Origin of the sequence: Acetobacter papayae JCM 25143, assembly GCF_000613285.1 — a bacterium.
GTDB classification, from domain to species: Bacteria; Pseudomonadota; Alphaproteobacteria; order Acetobacterales; family Acetobacteraceae; genus Acetobacter; species Acetobacter papayae.
Map to the genome: position 1 here is coordinate 1 of NZ_BAIN01000014.1, position 17,198 is coordinate 17,198.

The 17,198-nt window shown below is 60.9% G+C and carries 23 protein-coding genes; 20 read left to right on the forward strand and 3 right to left on the reverse strand.

Annotated elements, in window-relative coordinates; all coding sequences use genetic code 11:
- Positions 1–307: hypothetical protein (locus JCM25143_RS23545; RefSeq protein WP_234394998.1), on the reverse strand; the 307-nt coding region annotated here is incomplete at its 3' end.
- On the opposite strand from JCM25143_RS23545, the gene JCM25143_RS20655 reads away from it, so the two are divergent.
- From JCM25143_RS20655 to JCM25143_RS22685, 14 genes are all read left to right on the forward strand, one after another.
- Entirely contained in the window at positions 306–689 is a 384-nt protein-coding gene (locus JCM25143_RS20655; RefSeq protein WP_051542958.1) for a glycosyltransferase family protein, read from the forward strand. The genes JCM25143_RS23545 and JCM25143_RS20655 overlap by 2 nt on opposite strands.
- A gap of 23 nt (positions 690–712) precedes the next feature.
- On the forward strand, positions 713–1,300 hold the full coding sequence (locus JCM25143_RS20660) for a glycosyltransferase (RefSeq protein ID WP_051542959.1): 588 nt from the start codon (positions 713–715) through the stop codon (positions 1,298–1,300).
- Positions 1,219–2,328: an ABC transporter permease gene (locus tag JCM25143_RS05490; RefSeq protein ID WP_159101590.1), complete on the forward strand. Its 1,110-nt coding sequence runs from the start codon at positions 1,219–1,221 to the stop codon at positions 2,326–2,328. Before JCM25143_RS20660 ends, JCM25143_RS05490 begins: the two co-directional genes overlap by 82 nt.
- 9 nt (positions 2,329–2,337) lie before the next feature.
- On the forward strand, positions 2,338–3,108 hold the full coding sequence (locus JCM25143_RS05495; RefSeq protein WP_025860306.1) for an ABC transporter ATP-binding protein: 771 nt from the start codon (positions 2,338–2,340) through the stop codon (positions 3,106–3,108).
- A 21-nt stretch (positions 3,109–3,129) separates the two neighbouring features.
- Entirely contained in the window at positions 3,130–3,498 is a 369-nt protein-coding gene (locus JCM25143_RS05500) for a hypothetical protein (RefSeq protein ID WP_148300021.1), read from the forward strand.
- A gap of 229 nt (positions 3,499–3,727) precedes the next feature.
- Positions 3,728–4,321, forward strand: a complete 594-nt coding sequence (locus JCM25143_RS17160) for a glycosyltransferase (protein WP_025860308.1) — start codon at positions 3,728–3,730, stop codon at positions 4,319–4,321.
- The gene (locus tag JCM25143_RS05510) at positions 4,318–5,298 is read left to right on the forward strand and encodes a glycosyltransferase (protein ID WP_025860309.1); all 981 of its coding nucleotides are present in this window, start codon (positions 4,318–4,320) and stop codon (positions 5,296–5,298) included. Before JCM25143_RS17160 ends, JCM25143_RS05510 begins: the two co-directional genes overlap by 4 nt.
- Positions 5,299–5,385: 87 nt before the next feature.
- On the forward strand, positions 5,386–6,750 hold the full coding sequence (locus JCM25143_RS05515; RefSeq protein WP_025860310.1) for a phenylacetate--CoA ligase family protein: 1,365 nt from the start codon (positions 5,386–5,388) through the stop codon (positions 6,748–6,750).
- A complete protein-coding gene (locus JCM25143_RS20665) occupies positions 6,747–7,079 on the forward strand; it encodes a hypothetical protein (protein WP_051542964.1) in 333 nt (110 codons plus the stop codon). The genes JCM25143_RS05515 and JCM25143_RS20665 overlap by 4 nt, the downstream gene beginning before the upstream one ends.
- 179 nt (positions 7,080–7,258) lie before the next feature.
- Positions 7,259–7,678 carry a polysaccharide deacetylase family protein gene (locus tag JCM25143_RS20675; protein ID WP_148300022.1) on the forward strand — a complete coding sequence of 140 codons (420 nt, stop codon included), beginning with the start codon at positions 7,259–7,261 and terminating at the stop codon, positions 7,676–7,678.
- A gap of 2 nt (positions 7,679–7,680) precedes the next feature.
- Positions 7,681–8,307 carry a polysaccharide deacetylase family protein gene (locus JCM25143_RS20680; RefSeq protein ID WP_159101591.1) on the forward strand — a complete coding sequence of 209 codons (627 nt, stop codon included), beginning with the start codon at positions 7,681–7,683 and terminating at the stop codon, positions 8,305–8,307.
- Positions 8,304–9,473 carry a non-hydrolyzing UDP-N-acetylglucosamine 2-epimerase gene (wecB, locus tag JCM25143_RS05525; RefSeq protein ID WP_025860311.1) on the forward strand — a complete coding sequence of 390 codons (1,170 nt, stop codon included), beginning with the start codon at positions 8,304–8,306 and terminating at the stop codon, positions 9,471–9,473. Before JCM25143_RS20680 ends, wecB begins: the two co-directional genes overlap by 4 nt.
- Positions 9,470–10,171, forward strand: a complete 702-nt coding sequence (locus JCM25143_RS22680; RefSeq protein WP_199897831.1) for a glycosyltransferase family protein — start codon at positions 9,470–9,472, stop codon at positions 10,169–10,171. The genes wecB and JCM25143_RS22680 overlap by 4 nt, the downstream gene beginning before the upstream one ends.
- On the forward strand, positions 10,114–10,665 hold the full coding sequence (locus tag JCM25143_RS22685) for a glycosyltransferase (RefSeq protein WP_199897832.1): 552 nt from the start codon (positions 10,114–10,116) through the stop codon (positions 10,663–10,665). The genes JCM25143_RS22680 and JCM25143_RS22685 overlap by 58 nt, the downstream gene beginning before the upstream one ends.
- On the opposite strand, the gene JCM25143_RS05535 is transcribed toward JCM25143_RS22685, so the two are convergent.
- Positions 10,662–11,951 (reverse strand): NAD(P)/FAD-dependent oxidoreductase, encoded by a 1,290-nt coding sequence (locus tag JCM25143_RS05535; RefSeq protein ID WP_025860312.1) that lies wholly within the window; start codon positions 11,949–11,951, stop codon positions 10,662–10,664. The two genes, JCM25143_RS22685 and JCM25143_RS05535, sit on opposite strands and share 4 nt — an antisense overlap.
- Positions 11,951–13,390, reverse strand: coding sequence for an aldehyde dehydrogenase family protein (locus JCM25143_RS05540; protein WP_081773484.1), 1,440 nt, complete (start codon positions 13,388–13,390; stop codon positions 11,951–11,953). The genes JCM25143_RS05535 and JCM25143_RS05540 overlap by 1 nt, the downstream gene beginning before the upstream one ends.
- 305 nt (positions 13,391–13,695) lie before the next feature.
- Here JCM25143_RS05540 and JCM25143_RS05545 point away from each other — a divergent pair, with 305 nt between their 5' ends.
- From JCM25143_RS05545 to JCM25143_RS05560, 6 genes are read left to right on the forward strand one after another with little or no spacing between them, the layout of a single operon-like run.
- Positions 13,696–14,577 carry an ABC transporter permease gene (locus tag JCM25143_RS05545; protein ID WP_025860314.1) on the forward strand — a complete coding sequence of 294 codons (882 nt, stop codon included), beginning with the start codon at positions 13,696–13,698 and terminating at the stop codon, positions 14,575–14,577.
- Positions 14,574–14,741, forward strand: coding sequence for a hypothetical protein (locus JCM25143_RS23550; protein ID WP_234394999.1), 168 nt, complete (start codon positions 14,574–14,576; stop codon positions 14,739–14,741). The genes JCM25143_RS05545 and JCM25143_RS23550 overlap by 4 nt, the downstream gene beginning before the upstream one ends.
- A gap of 14 nt (positions 14,742–14,755) precedes the next feature.
- Positions 14,756–15,397: an ABC transporter permease gene (locus JCM25143_RS17175; RefSeq protein WP_199897833.1), complete on the forward strand. Its 642-nt coding sequence runs from the start codon at positions 14,756–14,758 to the stop codon at positions 15,395–15,397.
- Positions 15,398–15,426: 29 nt separating this feature from the next.
- Positions 15,427–15,738 carry a hypothetical protein gene (locus JCM25143_RS22690; protein ID WP_199897834.1) on the forward strand — a complete coding sequence of 104 codons (312 nt, stop codon included), beginning with the start codon at positions 15,427–15,429 and terminating at the stop codon, positions 15,736–15,738.
- Positions 15,711–16,514, forward strand: coding sequence for an extracellular solute-binding protein (locus JCM25143_RS17180; RefSeq protein WP_234395013.1), 804 nt, complete (start codon positions 15,711–15,713; stop codon positions 16,512–16,514). The genes JCM25143_RS22690 and JCM25143_RS17180 overlap by 28 nt, the downstream gene beginning before the upstream one ends.
- Before the next feature lie 44 nt (positions 16,515–16,558).
- Positions 16,559–17,167 carry a helix-turn-helix domain-containing protein gene (locus JCM25143_RS05560; RefSeq protein ID WP_199897835.1) on the forward strand — a complete coding sequence of 203 codons (609 nt, stop codon included), beginning with the start codon at positions 16,559–16,561 and terminating at the stop codon, positions 17,165–17,167.
- Positions 17,168–17,198: the final 31 nt, after the last annotated feature.

A 17,198-nucleotide genomic window follows, 5' to 3' on the forward strand; every position in this document is an offset into this window, starting at 1 on the left:
TTTGAAATAGTGGAAACGATGAAATATCTGCCGCATAAGACATGGTCGCAGCAGTGTGTAATGGCGATATTTTTCTTATCGTTTCGACGTTCACCGAACTATATGGAATCGCCATAGCGGGGAAAAATTGATATTGGACGAAGCAGCCATAATAGAACAGGGGCTGTAATGTTATCCGCTGAGGGGCAGACGATACTGGATGTGATCTCTCATTTCCATCAGCGGTGGCGGGTGGTATCCGGCTCTGGGCTGTTGGTTGGCTGTGGCATGGGTAGGCGCGCAGGCGTGCCGTATAGGGCCTGTGCATGAGTCCTGTTTCGGCGGGTGAGGCCGCTCAACACCCTGTTCGCGCGCGTTTGCGTATCCTGCATGCCTATAAGGTGTATCTGCCTGATGTCGAAGGCGGTGTGCCTTCGGCCATCCGGGCGCTGACAGCCCGCATGGCAGCACGCTGCCAGTCTGCCATTCTGGCCACAAGGCGGTGGGGCACGCCCCGCACGATTATTGTGGACGATATTCCGGTTACGCGCTCACTCGCATTGATGACGCTGCGTTCGCTGCCACTGGCCCCGTTTTATCCGCTGGCCCTGCTGGCCAGAGCCCGCAAGGCGGATGTTGTGGCCCTGCACACGCCGTTTCCGTTGGCGGATGTGCTGACAGGCCTGTATTTTCCGCGGCGCTGCGCCTGATTGTTCACTGGCATTCCGATGTCGTGCGCCAGAAATGGCTGCTGCGGCTGGTGGCCCCGCTCATGCGCCGGACAGTGCAGCGCGCTGACCGTATTTTGGTTTCCAGTGCGCCCATGGTCACGCATTCGCCCTTTCTGCGCCCGCTGGCGGATAAGTGCGAAATTGTGCCTTTCGGCACGGATTTGACCTACTGGCCCCACCTCAATACAAAAGAAGAACAACGGGTTGCGGCCCTGCGTAGGCAGTATCCACGTCTGGTCGTCACTACGGGGCGGCTGGTGTCTTACAAGGGGTTCGATGTGCTCATCGAGGCCTTTTCCTCAGTAAACGGTCAGTGCGTGATTGTGGGCGAAGGCCCGCTGGACAAGCAGTTGCAGCAGCAGATTGACGCACTGGGCCTGCAGGACCGGGTGCATCTGGTGGGGCGGCTTGAGAGAGACGAATTGAAGTGCATGCTCCACGCAGCCCGGATTTTTGCCCTGCCTTCCATCAGCCCGGCGGAAACCTTCGGCATTGCCAGATGGAAGCCATGGCTTGCGGTCTGCCAGTGGTTAACACGGATGTGCCTACGGGCGTGCCATGGGTGGCTCGCCACGGGCATGAAGGCCTGACCGTGCCAGCCGGTCAGGCAGCCCCGCTAGCACAGGCACTCAGCACCCTGCTGGATGATGACACCCTGCGGCTGCAAAGTGGTAAGCCGCCGCGGCGCGGGCTGCCGAGCTGTTTGATGAGCGGCAGTTCATTGAAAAAACATACTGGATTTATGAAACAGAGGCTCAACGGGCAAAGGAGCGCCTGTCCGCCACCCGCGCGCCCGGTATTGCAAACAAGACCACCGAACACAGGACCGACACCTATGGCCACTGAAAGCATCGTCGATAAGCTGACGCATTACAGCGAGCTTTCCTATATCCTGTGGAAGAAGGAGATCAAGGTTCGGTACAAGAACAACTTCTTCGGTTATCTGTGGTCGCTGGCCAATCCGCTGTCTTTTGCGCTGGTGTTCTATTTTGCGTTCAATGTCGTGTTCAAATCCGGGGAGAAGAACTTTGTTCTTTTCCTTATTTCCGGGCTGTTTGCGTGGCAGTGGATTGCAAATTACATTATCGGCTCATGCAATGTGTTTGTCTCGAACGGCAGTATCATTAAAAAATCGCTGTTCCCCCGCATTGTCCTGCCACTTTCGCTGTGCATGCAGGATGGCTTTCATTACGTGATGTCCATTCCGGTTATTGCTGTTGCCAGCCTGTATTATGGCGTGCCGTTCGGCCTGACGACACTGGCCGGTATTGTGCTGATATCCGTTGCCCAGTTCCTGCTCCTGTTCGGGATCGGTCTGGCCATGGGCACGGCCAATCTGTTCTTCCGGGATATGGAAAAGCTGGTCGGTATTCTTCTGAACATCCTGTTCTATGTCACGCCGGTTCTTTACCCCATGACAAAAATACCCGAACAATACGTCAAGTTCATTCTGCTTAACCCGTTTGCACCCCTTATCAATGCGTGGCATGCCCTGTACCTCGAACAGAGGATTGACCTGTACAATGTTGGCCTGACCTATGCGTATGCCGTGGTCAGCCTGATTGTCGGTCTGGTCATTTACCGCCGCATGGTCTGGCGCTTTGCCGAAGTGCTGTGAGATAACGACATGACAGCGATCCTTTTCGAGAATGTAACCAAGACATTCAGCCCCCATGGCCCGCATACTGGTGGGTTGAAAAACCTGCTGCTCAACGGCTTTCGGGGGAACCGGCATCAGGCCGAGCCGGTGCCGATCATTACCGATGCGAGCTTTTCCATTCCCCATGGGCAGGCGGTTGCTTTTGTGGGCCGTAATGGCGCGGGCAAAAGCACGCTGCTGAGCCTGATTGCGGGGGTTCTGCGGCCTAACAAGGGGCGTGTTGTGGTGGATGGCCGCCTTTCGCCGCTGCTGGAACTGGGGGCGGGTTTTCACCCGGACCTGACCGGGCGCGAAAATATCGAACTTTACGGTGTGGTGCTGGGGTTCGGGCGTCAGGAAATCCGCCAGCACATGGATGCGGTGATCGAGTTTTCCGAACTGGGTGAACATATCGACCGGCCTGTCCGCTATTATTCCAGCGGTATGCTGGCCCGGCTGGGCTTTGCCGTGGTCTCGCAGCTTGATCCCGAAATCCTGCTGATTGATGAGGTGTTGGCGGTTGGGGATTACAAGTTCGGGCAGAAATGTCTGGATGTGATGCACGGCTTCCGCAAGGCAGGGAAGACCATTGTTTTCGTGTCGCACTCCATGCAGGACGTCGTGAAACTGTGTGACCGCGCCCTGCTGATCGACCAGCACCGCATTGTGGCGGATGGCCCGGCCAAGGACATAGCCCTGCTTTACCAGCCCGACCTTGTCATTGAGCCCACAAAGGAAGAAGCTCAGGGCAACATATAACGAGGAATGAACGGTTTGGTCGTGACTGCATCTGATGCTTCGTGGCGCCCGCAGGGGGCTGTCCGTATTGTCGCACGCGATATCTGGCGGCGTGATGCGATTGGCAATTTCTGTTTCCAGATAGCCGATCTGCTGCGTGCGGCCGGGGTCGAGGCCGTGCTCTATGCGGAAAATTTCAGCCCGGATGAGGATATCAGGCCTCTGGCTGATGTGTTCACCCAGACCGTTCCAGCCGATATCCTGTTCTATCATTTTTCCATTGAAGATCCGGCTTTCGAGGCGCTGTCGCAGCTTGCCTGCGCCAGAATCCTGTATTTCCACGGCATTACTCCGGCCCGGTTTTTCACTGATAGTGACCCCCATACCGAAGGCTGGTGTCACGCGGCCTGAACCAGCGCCCGCTGGCCCGCCATTTTGATGTGCTGATGGCCAATTCACGCACCACAGCCGCCTGCCTGATCGAAGGCATGGGGCCAGAGGCTCCGGCTGTGGAGCAGGTGCTGGCCTGCCCGCCGGTGCTGGGGCTGAACCGCTGGCAGAATATTGTGGCAGAACCGGCAGATGTGCCGCAAAGCCCCCGGCTGCTGCTCTATGTCGGGCGGCTGAGCCGCATAAGGGGGTGGATGACCTGCTGGAAATTTTCGCGCATCTGGCGCGGCTGGACCCTGATGTGCATCTGGCCATTGTGGGGGGCGGCTCTGCCGAGCAACTGGCGCGGCTGGCGGACATTGCCAGCGGCGCAGGCGTGGCGGAGCGCGTTACGTTTCTGCAAAATGTTACCGATGGCGTTATCAAGGCTCTTTACGAGCGGTGCGATGGCCTGATCTCATGCAGCCAGCATGAGGGATTCTGTGTGCCGATTGCCGATGCCATGCTGCTGGACAGGCCGGTTTTCTGTCGCCCTGACCCCGCCATGCTGGAAGTGGCGGGCGATGCCGCCGTGATTTTGCCAGACGGGCAGGATGCACAGGCCAAAGCCCGGCTTATTGCCGATACGCTGGCTGATCCCGCCCGCCTCAGCGCCCTTGCCGCCAGCCGTCAGGCGCGGCGCGCAGCACTGGCGCCGGGGCTTGAAGGGGCGATTATCTGGCAGGCGCTGCGGCAGGCCCAGCCTGAGAGGGGAGCCGCCCCAGAAGGGACGCAGAGAGGCGGCGCGGCACCCTGCCGCAATAGCCTGACGGTACGGACGCAAGGACAGGGGAAGCAGGTTTGAAAGTCGCATTCAATACATATCCGTGGGCGTTCTGCTGCCCGGGCGGCGGCGAGCAGCAGATTGTGTATTACAGGGACTTTCTCCCCGGAGCGGGGGTCGAGGTCATCCCGCATGACATCTGGGCTCCGCGTCTGGCGGAGGTGGATGCGGTGCATTTCTTCTCGGTCATGGGCGGGTCTTCCGCGTTCTGCGGTTATGTCAAAGCCATGGGCAAGCCGCTTGTCGTCTCGTCCAGCCTGTGGGTTACGCCTGAAACAACCGGGCTGTATCCGATAGACGAGATTAGGCATCAGCTCTCTCTGGCCAATGTAATCGTGCCGAACTCCCACCGCGAGGCGGATGCCCTTTCCTCTGTGCTGGGGCTGCCGCGTGAGCGTTTCATGCCGGTTTATAACGGGGTAGACCCCCTGTTTGCCGAACCCGTGCCCGGAGCGCTGTTCCGTGAGCGGTTTGGTATTGAGGGCGACTTCATTCTCAATGTCGGCAATATCGAGCCACGCAAGAACCAGCTTGGGCTGGTGCGGGCCGCACAGGGGCTGGACCTGCCGGTTATTCTGGTCGGCCATGTGCGTGAACAGGCCTATTTCGATCAGGTTATGGAGGAGGCGCAGGGGCGCGCGCGCTATGTCGGCGCGCTGGCGCATGAAGACCCCGCCCTGCGCTCGGCCTATGCCGCCTGCTCGGTATTTGTCCTGCCCAGCACGCTCGAAACCCCCGGTCTGGCGGCTCTTGAGGCCGCGGCAACCGGCGCGCGGCTGGTGGTGACCGCCGAGGGATCGACGGAAGAATATTTTGGTGACATGGTACACTATGTCGATCACACGGCACCGGACGACATACGCGCCAAAATTCAGGCCGCACTGGCCGCCCCGGTGGCGCCTGCCCTGCGTGAGCGGGTGCTAACACGCTTCTTGTGGCCGCAGGTAGTCAAGGAACTGCGTGCGGTATATGCCGCAGCCATTGGCGGCACCCCGTAAAACAGGCGCATGCCTTACCGCCCCTTATCGTTATCTCAGCAGGGGTAACCCCGGCCCCGCGTTGCGGCTGAAGACGGAATTTTGCAGATGCTGATTTTTCCCCACCACCTTGCTCAGGGCCTGCTGGCCGAGTTTGTTGCCTATCCTCTGGCAACCCGGCGCGAAAAGCGCGAGATCGCCAGCAAGGAAGCCTGGCTGAAGGCGGAAATGGCGCGTCCTTTCGCCGAGCGCCGTCAGCGCAGCCAGAAGGCGCTGGCCGAACTGGTAGGGTGGGCCGGTGTGCATGTGCCGTATTACAAGGACCTGTTCGCCAGCCTGAACTTTGACCCTGCCAAGCTGGAGCAGGATGCAGGCTGGCTGAACGACCTGCCTTACCTGACCAAGGATATTATCCGCGAACAGGGCGAACGCATGATGCGGCAGGACCGCGAAGGCCTGCGGATTCATGGTTGCAAGACCGGCGGCTCCACCGGCGTTTCCGCCATTATCTATTACGATCAGGAGGCGGCTGACTGGTCATCAGCCGTGACGCATTACGCCAGACGCAGCGTGGGTAAGCACCACTTCATGCGCGAACTGCATTTTGCCAGCCGCTTTCCCGAGAAATTTCCGCTCCGGGCGCGGGTTATCGAGCATATCAAGTGCCTGTGCATGAACCGCACCAATATCTTTTTCGATGATTTTTCGCCCGCCAGTCTTGAAGCGATCTGGCGGCAGGTGCGCCGTAACCGGCCGGTGCTGGTGCATGGCCACCCGTCCACGCTCTACCAGTTGGCGCTGCACATGGCCGATGCCCATGGCGGCGGCAAGGCGTTCGATATTTTCGAATCCAGCGGGGAACTGCTCGAGCCCCATCAGCGCCGCACGATCGAAACCGCCCTGCGCTGCCGGGTGGTGGACCGCTACGGTTTGGCCGAGTTCGGGGTGGTGGCCTATGAAGGGCACAAGGGCTCGACATGGCGCGATGTATACGACCCCATAGCTTGGCCGGAAATTGCCGCCGTAGACGGCAGCGATGCCAGCGCCATTGCCCATGAGCGTGGCCAGAGCGGCGAACTGGTGCTGACAGGGCTGAAAAACCGCCTCATGCCGCTTATCCGCTACCGCACGGGTGATCTGGCGGCACTGGGCGAGGAGCCGGACCGGGGCTTTGTGCTGTATGATCTGGTCGGGCGTATTCATGATGTCGTGCGTATTGGCGGCAAGGACTACGCCACCCATTACATTCAGGACATGCTCGACCGTCTGGGCAGTATCCGCGAGTTCCAGATTGCTGTGGGCGGGGCTGTGCCGGTTCTGCGGCTGGTGCTCGAACCCCATGCCACGCGTGAGGAGGTAGAAGCCCGTATCCGCCAGTGGTGGGGGCAGTCCATAGAGCTGGAGTTTATTGATACGACCCAGATCCAGCTACAGGGCGGGCGCGCCAAGTTCCGCCATGTGGTGCCGGCATGATCGGCGTTGCGTTCGCCCCGGGCGATGCGGCGGGGCCGGTTGTTGAGGCAGGCCTGATCCGTTCTTTCACCACGTCGCAGGTGCGCCGGGTGGATGGACCTGCGCCAGAGGGCATGGCGTTTCTGGTGGTGGTCAACCCGCAGGGCGCGCTGTCGTCTCTGGCCGGGCAGGTTGTGGCACAGGGCGGCAAGGTGCTGCTGCTGGGCGCGCTGGATACGGCTGCTGCCGCTCTGGCCGGTGTGGTGGCCGAACCCCTGCCAGCCGATACGGCTGCGTGGGCGGCCTGCGCGTCCGCCCCCACCTATGGCACAACAGCCAGTGACGGCTGATCCGCTATACCGATCACCCGCTTGCCGGGGCATCGCCTTTTCAGGAAAGGCCTCTGCTGCGCTTCGATTTTACCGAGGAATGGAACAATCTGGGCTATGGCCGCATTGAAGGGGCCGGCCAGTGGGGTCTGGCGCAGGGCGCGCGGTGCGATGGCGCAAGCCTGATTGCCGCCGTCAATGTGGGAGGGGAGGACAGGCTGCCTTTCATCACCCTGCATGACCAGACCGCTGGGGGCTCCGTGCTGTGGATCAACCGTGCGGTTGGGCTGGTGGATAGTCTGGAATGGGCGCTGGTCGAGGCGTTTTTCAGCGATTACCGGCCTGATGACCGGCCCTGCCTGCCGCATCTGCGTGAGGCCCCGTACGGGATTGGCGCGGTTGTGAGCATGCGGCTTGATTGTGATGAGGATATCAAATCGGCTCGTCCGCTGTTTGAGCTGTACCGTAGCCGTGGCGTGCCGTTCTCGCTGGCGGTCAAGACCGCGCAGCCTGCGGTGGAGGAAGACTTCGCCCTGCTGCGCGAGGTGGCGGCGGCTGGCGGGGCCGTGCTGTCGCATTCGGTCAACCACTATGTGCGCTGGGGGATGATCCCGGCATAGCCTTGCAGGAGGCGGTGGACTCGCGCGCATGGTTGCAGGAGCACCTGCCGCATATTCCCATCCGCCATATGGTGTCGCCCTTCCATCAGACCCCGGTTTTTGTGCCGCCTCTTCTGGCGCAGGCGGGGTATGAAGGTTTTATCGGCGGGGTGGTTTCGGCTGAGCCGGACTATATTCTGGCCCGTGGCGGCATTGTGCCGGGTGCGGCTTTTCCCTTTGTCTCCCACGCGCAGCAATGCATGGTGCATGGAGATTGCCTGCTGGCCGAGGGCGACCCGCTGGCGGTGTACAAGCGTGCGTTCGATGCCGCACTGGCGACATCAGCCATTTTCGGCTTTCTCGATCACCCGTTCTCGCCGCGCTATTCCTATGGCTGGCTTGATGAGGCGCAGCGGCTTCAGGCTCATGCGGCGTTTCTTGATTACATACAGGCCAGCGCACAGCCCGCCGGGGGCGTTTGGTTCGTTAATGAAGACCAGTGCCTTGATCTGGTGCGCCGCCGCATGGCCTGCGCGCTCAATGTGGAAGAGGGGCTGGTGCGGCTGACCGACCCGCTGGCGGGCGACGGGCCGCCGCTGGCGGTGCGCTGGCGTGGTAAAACCCTGTCGGCCACGGAGCTTGGTGCATGAGCAGGCGGGTGATGGTTCTGTTCGGAACCCGCCCTGAATGTATCAAGCTGGCTCCGGTTGTGCGGGCTTTGCGCGCCCGGCCGGACGATTTTCATGTCACGGTGTGCTCCACCGGGCAGCACCGCGAGATGCTGCACATGACGCTGCAAAGCCTTGGCCTGACAGTGGATGAGGACCTGGACGTCATGCGCCCGGACCAGACCCTGCCGCAACTGACAGGGGCTATTCTGAGTGGCTGCGCGGAACTGATCCGCCGCCATAGCCCGGACTGGATGCTGGTGCAGGGCGATACCACCACCGCTTTCGTGGGGGCGCTGGCGGCATTTTATGGCCGTGTCAGAATTGGCCATGTCGAGGCAGGGCTGCGTACCGGGCGCAAGGACAACCCGTTTCCCGAAGAGATCAACCGCCGCCTGATAACCCCCATGGCGGATCTGCATTTCGCACCAACGCCCCGCGCAGCCGCGGCCCTGCTGGCCGAAGGGGTTAGCCCGCAGAGCGTGCATGTGACCGGCAATACGGGTATCGATGCCCTGCTGGCCCTGTGTGCCCGCTGGCAGTCTGGCGAACAGTCCATTGACCCATCTGGCAACTATGCTGCTGATCATGCGGGCAGCCCGGAGGGGGTGGAACCCGCCGTTGCGGCGTTGGCCGGGGCCAGCCCGCTGGTGCTGATAACCTGCCACCGGCGCGAGAATTTTGGCCCGGAACTGGAGGCAATCTGCAAGGCCCTGCGGCATCTGGCTGAAACATGGCCTGCCGCGCAGTTTGTTTTTCCTGTCCACCTCAACCCGTCGGTGCGCCGTGCCGTCATGCCGCTGCTGGGGGGGATTGCCAACCTGCACCTGCTTGAGCCGGTGGCGTATGACACCATGGTGTTTCTGATGCGCCGCGCCACGCTGATCCTGACAGATTCGGGCGGTATTCAGGAGGAAGCGCCAACCTTTGGCGTGCCGGTGCTGGTCATGCGCGCCACCACCGAGCGGCAGGAGAGTGTCGAGGCCGGTTTTGCCCGGCTGGTGGGCAGCAATGCAGACATGATCGTGGCCGAGGCCAGCCGTATCCTGTCCGCCGGAGGGTGCCCGGAACTGAGCGGACGCCCCAACCCGTATGGAGATGGCCACGCGGCGGAACGTATTGCCGCCATTCTGGCCGAAACCCCATGAAAGGGCAGCCGGAGGCTGGCGGCACGGTTGTCATGTTTTCAACCGCCGACTGGGCCGCACCATGCTGGACCAATAAACAGCATATTGCCCGCAGGCTGGCCGAGCGTGGCTATACCGTGCTGTATATCGAAACCGTGGGTCTGCGCCGCCCGTCGATAAACAGCCTTGACCTGACACGTATTATCCGGCGGTTGCGCTCGGGCCTCAAGCCGCCGCACCGGGTGGGCGAGCGGTTGTGGGTGCTCTCTCCGCTAACCCTGCCGCTGGGCCAGCGCCATGGTTTTGTCCGGCATTTCAATGCGTGGATTCTGCGCACCGCCATCCGCCTGTGGCTGCGCAGGCATGGCGATGGCACGCCCCCGCTGGTCTGGACCTATCACCCGTATATGCTGGAGGCCATTAGCGGCCTCAAACGCAGTGCGCTCGTCTATCACTGTGTCGATAACATTGCCGCCGTGCCGGGGGTGGATGCCACGGCCTTCGCGCAGGCGGAAGAGGCATTGCTGGCCCGCGCCGATGCCGTGTTTACCACAGCCCCCGCCCTACAGGCGCATTGTGCACGGATTGCCCCGCACACCACGCATTACTTCCCCAATGTGCTGATCTGGCGCATTTTGCGCAGGCGCGGCATGCGGGGGCCGTGCCGCCTGAACTGGCGGCTATTACCGGGCCGCGTCTGGGCTTTATTGGCACGCTGACTGATTTCAAGGTCGATTTTGCATTGCTGGAGCATGTGGCTCTGGCCCGGCCCGACTGGCATCTGGTGGTGATTGGCGATGAGCGCGAAGGACAGGCCGACCCGGTGCTGGAGCGCATGCGCAGGCTGGATAACGTGCATATGCTGGGCTGGCGGCCCTATGCGGTGCTACCGGATTACCTGCGGGGGCTGGATGTGGCGCTTCTGCCGCTCCTGCTGAACGATCACACCCGCGCTGTTTTTCCTATGAAGTTCTTTGAATATCTGGCGGCGGGCTGCCCGGTGGTTGCAACCAGCCTGCCTGCTCTGGCTGATTTTTCCAGCTATTGTCGACTAACGGACAGTGCAGAGGCCTTTATGGAAGGCATCAGCAATGCCCTGACGGCCCCTCAGGTCATACCGGAGAATGACCCGGTGCTGATGGAAAACAACTGGGATAGGCGGCTGGATAAAATGCTGGCCGTGCTGGGGCCTGCGGCGGCACGGGCGGGTTAGGACAGGCCCAGCCTGTCCTGCACGCGGCCCAGCAGAATGCGCGCGGCAACTCCTGCCCGCCAGAAACCATGCAGCGCAATGGGTTTGACTGGCGAGAGCGGGAACAGGGGGGGGCCTCCCTGCACCAGATAGGCCGCAAGCTCCCGCCCGGCCAGCGTGGCCATGGCCACACCCCGGCCGTTATAGCCCAGTGCCGCCAACAGGCCGGGTTCGGGTTCATGCCAGTGCGGGTAATGATCCAGCGTTACCGCAAGCTGGCCGTTCCAGCCTTGTGTCCAGCCGATAGTGCGCAAGGCGGGCCAGAGTTTTTGCGCCCGCGCCACCAGATAGTGAAACGCCACCGCCCCCTGTGCAGGGTGGGAGAAGGATCGCCCGCCCATCAGCAGCCTGCCGGTGCCATCCACCCGGTAATAGGTGGTGATCTGCCCCAGCTCATACAGGGATTCGCGCTCATGCAGAATGGCCCTTTGCAATGGCGCGGGCAGGGGTTCGCTGGCGACAATACCGCTGTAAACCGGCACGATGGAGCGGCGGAGGGCGCCGCGCAGGGTATCCGTATACCCATTGGTGGCCAGCACCACCCGCTCGGCCACAACACAGCCGGTGCGGGTCTGGGCCAGCCAACGCCCGCCTGCCCGTTTGAGCGAGAGCACCGGGCTGTAACAGAACAGGCTCGCGCCTTCCTGCACGGCAGCCTGTGCCATGCCCTGCGTATAGGCCAGCGGGTTAACCTGCCCACCGCGCCTGTCCAGCAGGCCGCCGCAATAATGGTTGTGGCCGGTGCGTGCGGCCACAGCCGCGCTGTCCAACCATTGTACGGGCCAGCCCCGTATCTGGCACTGCTGTTCGAGCGTGCGTAAGGCGGCAAGCTGGCCTGTGGCGGTGGCAGCACGCAGGGTGCCACCCCGTGCGGCATCGCACGCAATGCCGTAGCGTTCGATCAGGTCGAACACCAGATCCGGCCCTTCCTGCCAGGCTAGCTGCACCAGCCGGTGGCCATGTTCGGGGCCAAAATCGGCCTCGACCGTATCGGGCGGGGGTTTCAGCCCGGGGTTGACCTGCCCGCCATTGCGGCCCGAGGCCCCCCAGCCCGGCCCATAGGCTTCCAGCACAATGCATCTGGCCCCCTGCCGAGCCAGATGCAGGGCGGTGGAAAGGCCCGTAAGCCCCCCACCAATAACCAGAACATCGGTTTCAACCCGTTGTGTCAGTACGGGCCAATCCGGTGCGGCGGGGGCTTGCGCTTCGTAAAGACTGCCGCAGGCCGCGCCGGAAGGCCCGTGCATCAGGCTTCTCCGTAGCCGATAACGGCCTTGAGTTCGAGAAAGTCCATCAGGCCGAACACGCTGCATTCACGCCCGTTGCCGGACTGCTTGTAGCCGCCAAAGGGAGCCTTGACCGTCCATGCGCCCTGATTGAGCGTGACATTGCCCGCGCGCAGCCTGCGGGCCACCGCCCGCGCATGGGCCAGATCGCTCGACTGCACATAGGCTGCCAGCCCGTAAACCGTGTCGTTTGCAAGACGGATGGCGTCTTCTTCATCCGCATATCCGATAATGGAGAGAACGGGGCCAAAGATTTCTTCGCGCGAGATGGTCATGTCAGGGGCAACCTGCCCGAAAACCGTGGGTTTGACATAGTAGCCAACCTCAAGCCCAGCCGGTTTGCCAGTGCCGCCGCCAACCAGCGTCGCGCCTTCCTCGATCCCTTTTGCAATCAGGGCCTGAATGCGCTCGAACTGCAGGGCGCTGACAACGGGGCCGTATTCCGTTTCCTCATCCGCCGGGTTGCCCATGCGCAGCTCGGACAGCACCGCCTTGGCCACGTCCATGGCCTCGGCCATGCGGGCCTGCGGTACCAGCATGCGGGTGGGGGCATCGCAGGTCTGGCCGGAATTGCCCATGCAGCGGCGCACGCCATCGCTGACAGCGGCCTGAAAATCAGCGTCGGGCAGAATGATATTGGCTGATTTACCGCCCAGTTCCTGCAAAACGCGCTTGATGGTGTCGGCCGATGCGCGGGCAACCGCAGCCCCCGCACGGGTGGAGCCGGTAATGGACATGACATCCACATCCGGGTGGCGGGCAAGCGCCTCGCCCACATCGGGGCCGCTGCCGTTGATCATGTTGAACACGCCTGCCGGTACCCCGGCCTCGTCCATGATTTCGGCAAACAGCAGGGCGCTGAGCGGAGCGACCTCGCTGGGCTTGAGCACCATGGTACAGCCTGCGGCAAGGGCAGGGGCCACCTTGCAGGCAATCTGGTTCATGGGCCAGTTCCACGGTGTAATCAGCCCGGCTACGCCCGCGGCCTCGTGGGTCAGCAGCATGTCGTCACGCACGGTGTCGAAAGAGAAGGCGCGCAGGGCGTCGAGCGTTTCCTGCATGTGGCCATAGCCCGACCATGCCTGACTGTCGCGCGCGCGGGCGATGGGCGAGCCCATTTCAAGCGAGATGGCCTGCGCCATTTCTTCCGACCGGCGCTGGTAGATGGCAATCACCTTTTCCAGCAGGGCGATGCGCTCTTCCTTGGAAGAGGCAGACCACGCGGGAAAAGCCGCGCGTGCGGCCGCCACGGCCCGCTCGACATCCTGTGCGTTGCCCATGGCAATGGTGGCGCAGGCGGTTTCTGTTGCGGGGTTGATCACATCCAGCCGCTCGGTGCCTGCTGGCGCGCACCATTGGCCGTTGATGTAGAATTCGAGTGCGTGTGAAGAAACAGTCATGTCAGTTCCTGAACATTGAAAGCTGTTGAAACCCTGCAGGACGCCGCATTCCGTGCCGCCTGAAACCGCCGCGGGGCGGAACGCTGCAAAAACAGGCCCGGTTTCGATACTGGTATCGTCACAAAAACCTTTTTTCTTTTCAAGTGTTTTATGTGCCGTTTTGCTGAGGGCTGCGTTGTGGCGGGCCTTTGTGCGGCGGAGGGGTGTGAGTGTCTTTTTATTACTATTCCAAAATATTCCGTTGACGTAAATTATTCAAGTGTGAAAAAACTGACTCGTATTTCACGTTTCGGAAGTCGCGCCGCATGTCTTTCGCACCGTCATCACAGAAAACAGGCCTTAGGGAAGCGCTCTTTCGGGCCTTCATGATGGTGCCGGGGGGCGTGCTGGGCTGCGGGCTTATTGTGTTTTCGCTCGGGCTTCTGGTCTTTTTGTCCCTGCGCCATAATGATGGCTCGCTGTTGGGTGTGGGCATTACGCTCCAGAACTTTGTCACACTCCTGCAAGACCCGCTTTACGCACGGGTGGCGGGGCGATCACTCGTTATTGCGGGGCTGGTTACGGCGGCGACTGTGGTTACGGCTTATCCGGTGGCCTATTTTCTGGCGTTCCATGCCGGGCGTTACCGCGCCATTTTGTTGTTTCTGGTCACGCTGCCATTCTGGACCAGCTATCTGCTGCGGGTGTTCGCATGGAAAATCGTGCTGGCCTATAATGGCGTGCTCAATTCCTTCCTGACCGGAACAGGGCTTTTGGCATCACCCTCGCTGGCATTTTTGAATACGCCCGCCGCTGTGGTGGTAACGCTGGCGCATGCCTATGCGCCCTTTGCCATCCTGCCGATTTTCACGGCACTGGAAAGCATGCCGCGCTCGCTGTTTGAGGCCGCGGCGGATCTGGGGGCGCGGCCTTTCACGACTTTCCGCCGTGTTGTGCTGCCCTATTCCATCAAGGGTGTTCTGGCGGCGGTAACGGTCGTGTTTATCCCCACCGTGGGGGATTACGTAACCCCGGCACTGGTGGGCGGGCCTAACAGCATCATGATCGGCTCGCTTATTCAGGTGCAGTTCGGCCGGGCGAATGACTGGCCATTCGGGGCGGCGCTTTCGGTGGCGGTCATGGTGCTGATTGCCTTGGTTATCGGCCTGTTGCGCAAGGCAGACCGGCAGGGGGAGAAAACGGCATGAAAACGCTTCTGCCTTTCTACAAAAAGCCGCTTTCTCCGGGGACTGGTCTTGGGATTTATGTCGGGCTTTACCTGTTCTTTCTGTATCTGCCGTATGCCTTATCCCGCTGTTTTCGTTTAACGATTCCATTCAGGCGGCTTTTCCCCTCAAGGGCTTTACCCTGAACTGGTACAGAGCGTTGCTGCATAACGATGGCGTGCGCCGTGCCCTGCTGACCAGCCTTGAAGTGGGCAGTATTTCGGCTTTTCTGGCAACACTCTGTGGCCTGACACTGGCCTATGCACGGGTTTTCATGCGCACGCGGCTGAGTGTGCTGCTGTCCGGCCTGTGCCAGTTGCCGCTGCTGATACCGGGCGTGATCGTGGGCATTGCCATGCTGATTGTCGTGAACGTTATCGGGGTAGGGCCGTCGCGGGTGGCGCTTGTGTGCGGGCATATGCTGGTGGGCCTGCCTACAGCCTTCATGATCCTGCACGGGCGACTTTCCGGGCTTTCACGCTCCATATCCGAAGCGGCGGAAGACCTTGGCGCGCGGGAATGGACGACGTTTTCACGCATTATCCTGCCGCTGGCCATACCGGCTCTGGGGTCCGCCTTCATGCTGGCGTTTTTGACCAGTTTTGATGAGTTCATCATCGCTTTTTTCCTGACCGGTTCAGAACCGACACTGCCTGTCTATATCTGGGGGCAGTTGCGCTTTCCGCGCTCGCTGCCGTTGGTTATGGCGCTGGGCAGTTTGATTCTGGCGGTCAGTATCGTAATCGCGGCGGTATCGGAGCTGATGCGCCGCCGGGGAAAACTGACAGAGCGGCAGGCCTGACCTGACGCGCAACCGTGGAGTATTCTGATATGACAGGCAAAGAAAAGTCTTCCATCGTCAAAAAGATTTCCACACAGGCTCTGGCTTTTGCCATGGCGGCCTCCATCGTCTCCCCCATGGCCACGGCACGGGCTGAGGAGGGAAAACTCACCTATCTGACATGGTCAGGCTATGAACTGCCCGAATATGATGAGGCCTATCTGAAGGCGCATCCCGGTGCGGTAGATATTTCCGTTTTTGGTGATGATGACGATGCCTTTACCAAACTCAAGGCAGGCTTCCGCCTGATGTCGCGCATCCGTGCTATGATAAGATCCAGCGCTGGAACAAGGCAGGGCTGATCGAGCCGATCGATACGAGCCGTATTGCCAACTGGAACCAGATTTTCCCCATTTTCCGCAACCTGCCCGATATTCAGGCAGGCGATGGCAAAGTGTGGATGGTGCCATGGGACTGGGGCAATACCTCCATCCTGTACCGTACCGACCTGTTGCCAAAAGATGTAGAGCAGAGCTGGAACCTGTTGTGGGACCAGAAATATGCCGGGCGCATGTCCACGATCGATGCCGTGCATGACACGCCTATCGTTGCGGCTCTGGTTGCGGGGGTTAATCCGTTCGACCTGAGCCCGGCTGACATGGAAAAAGTGGCTACCAAAATGCGCGAACAGCGCCCGCTCATGGCCTCCTACACCACGGATATGACATCGGTTGAGCAGTCTCTGGCCAGTGGTGCGCTGGTTGCGGCCATGACATGGAATGCCTCTGCCGTAGCGCTGCGCAAGCAGGGCGTGCCAGTTGCTTTCATGAACCCCAAGGAAGGCATGCTGACATGGAGCTGCGGTTTCGTGATGATAAAGGGCACAAAAAACAAGGATCTGGCGTATGATTTCATCAACAGCCGCCTTGATCCCTCCTCAGGCAAGCACCTGATCGAGAATAATGGCTATGGTGCGTCCACCAGCACGGCGTTTGCTGCGGTTCCGGCAGAAAAACTCAAGGAGCTTGAACTGCCGTCAGACCCGGAGGTGATGCTCAAGAAGACCGTTTTCACCGGCCCCATGAAACAGGCGGAAGAACTCGGCAAACTACTTGAAAAAATCAAGGCCGGTGGCTGAATACAGCCATGGCGCCTGCAAATAGCGTTGAAAGGAACAGGGGGTTGGGCACATCAGCGGAAATGGCTGCACAAAGCAGGGCGCCGGATGCCGATGTGCTGATCGGCCGCAGGCTGCGGGCCTTGCGGCTGGAGCGCGCCATGTCACTCATGGATCTGGCCAGCCGGGCAGGCATATCCGTCAGCGCACTTAGCCAGATCGAGCGGGGTATTTCCTCGCTCAAGATCAAGGTCATGTGGCCACTGGCGGCTGCCCTGAATGTCGAACCGGGTGCCCTTCTGGGGGAAAGCGGGCAGAAACATAGTGATCTGTACTGCGTATCTTCCAAAGCGCGCAAACGCCTGCCCGTTCACTCGGACGGGATCGAAAAATGGCTGCTCTCACCCCCCGGTGCGGCCCTGACGGGTATTCTGGTCAGTGTTGTGCCGGGCGGCACTACGGCAGGTAGCTATACCCATGCGGGGCATGAATTTGGCTACGTGCTGAGCGGCCAGCTTGAACTGACCATAGACGGCGTTTCCTACCAGTGTGGTCCGGGTGACAGCTTTGCCTTTCGCAGCACGCTGGATCACGCTTTTTCCAATCCGGGGCAGGAACCCGCCCAGATATTATGGGTCAATACAACCAAACCGGGAGAAAGCCGCGATGGCTGATGCACTGCTCAGGTCGATCATGTCAGCAAGG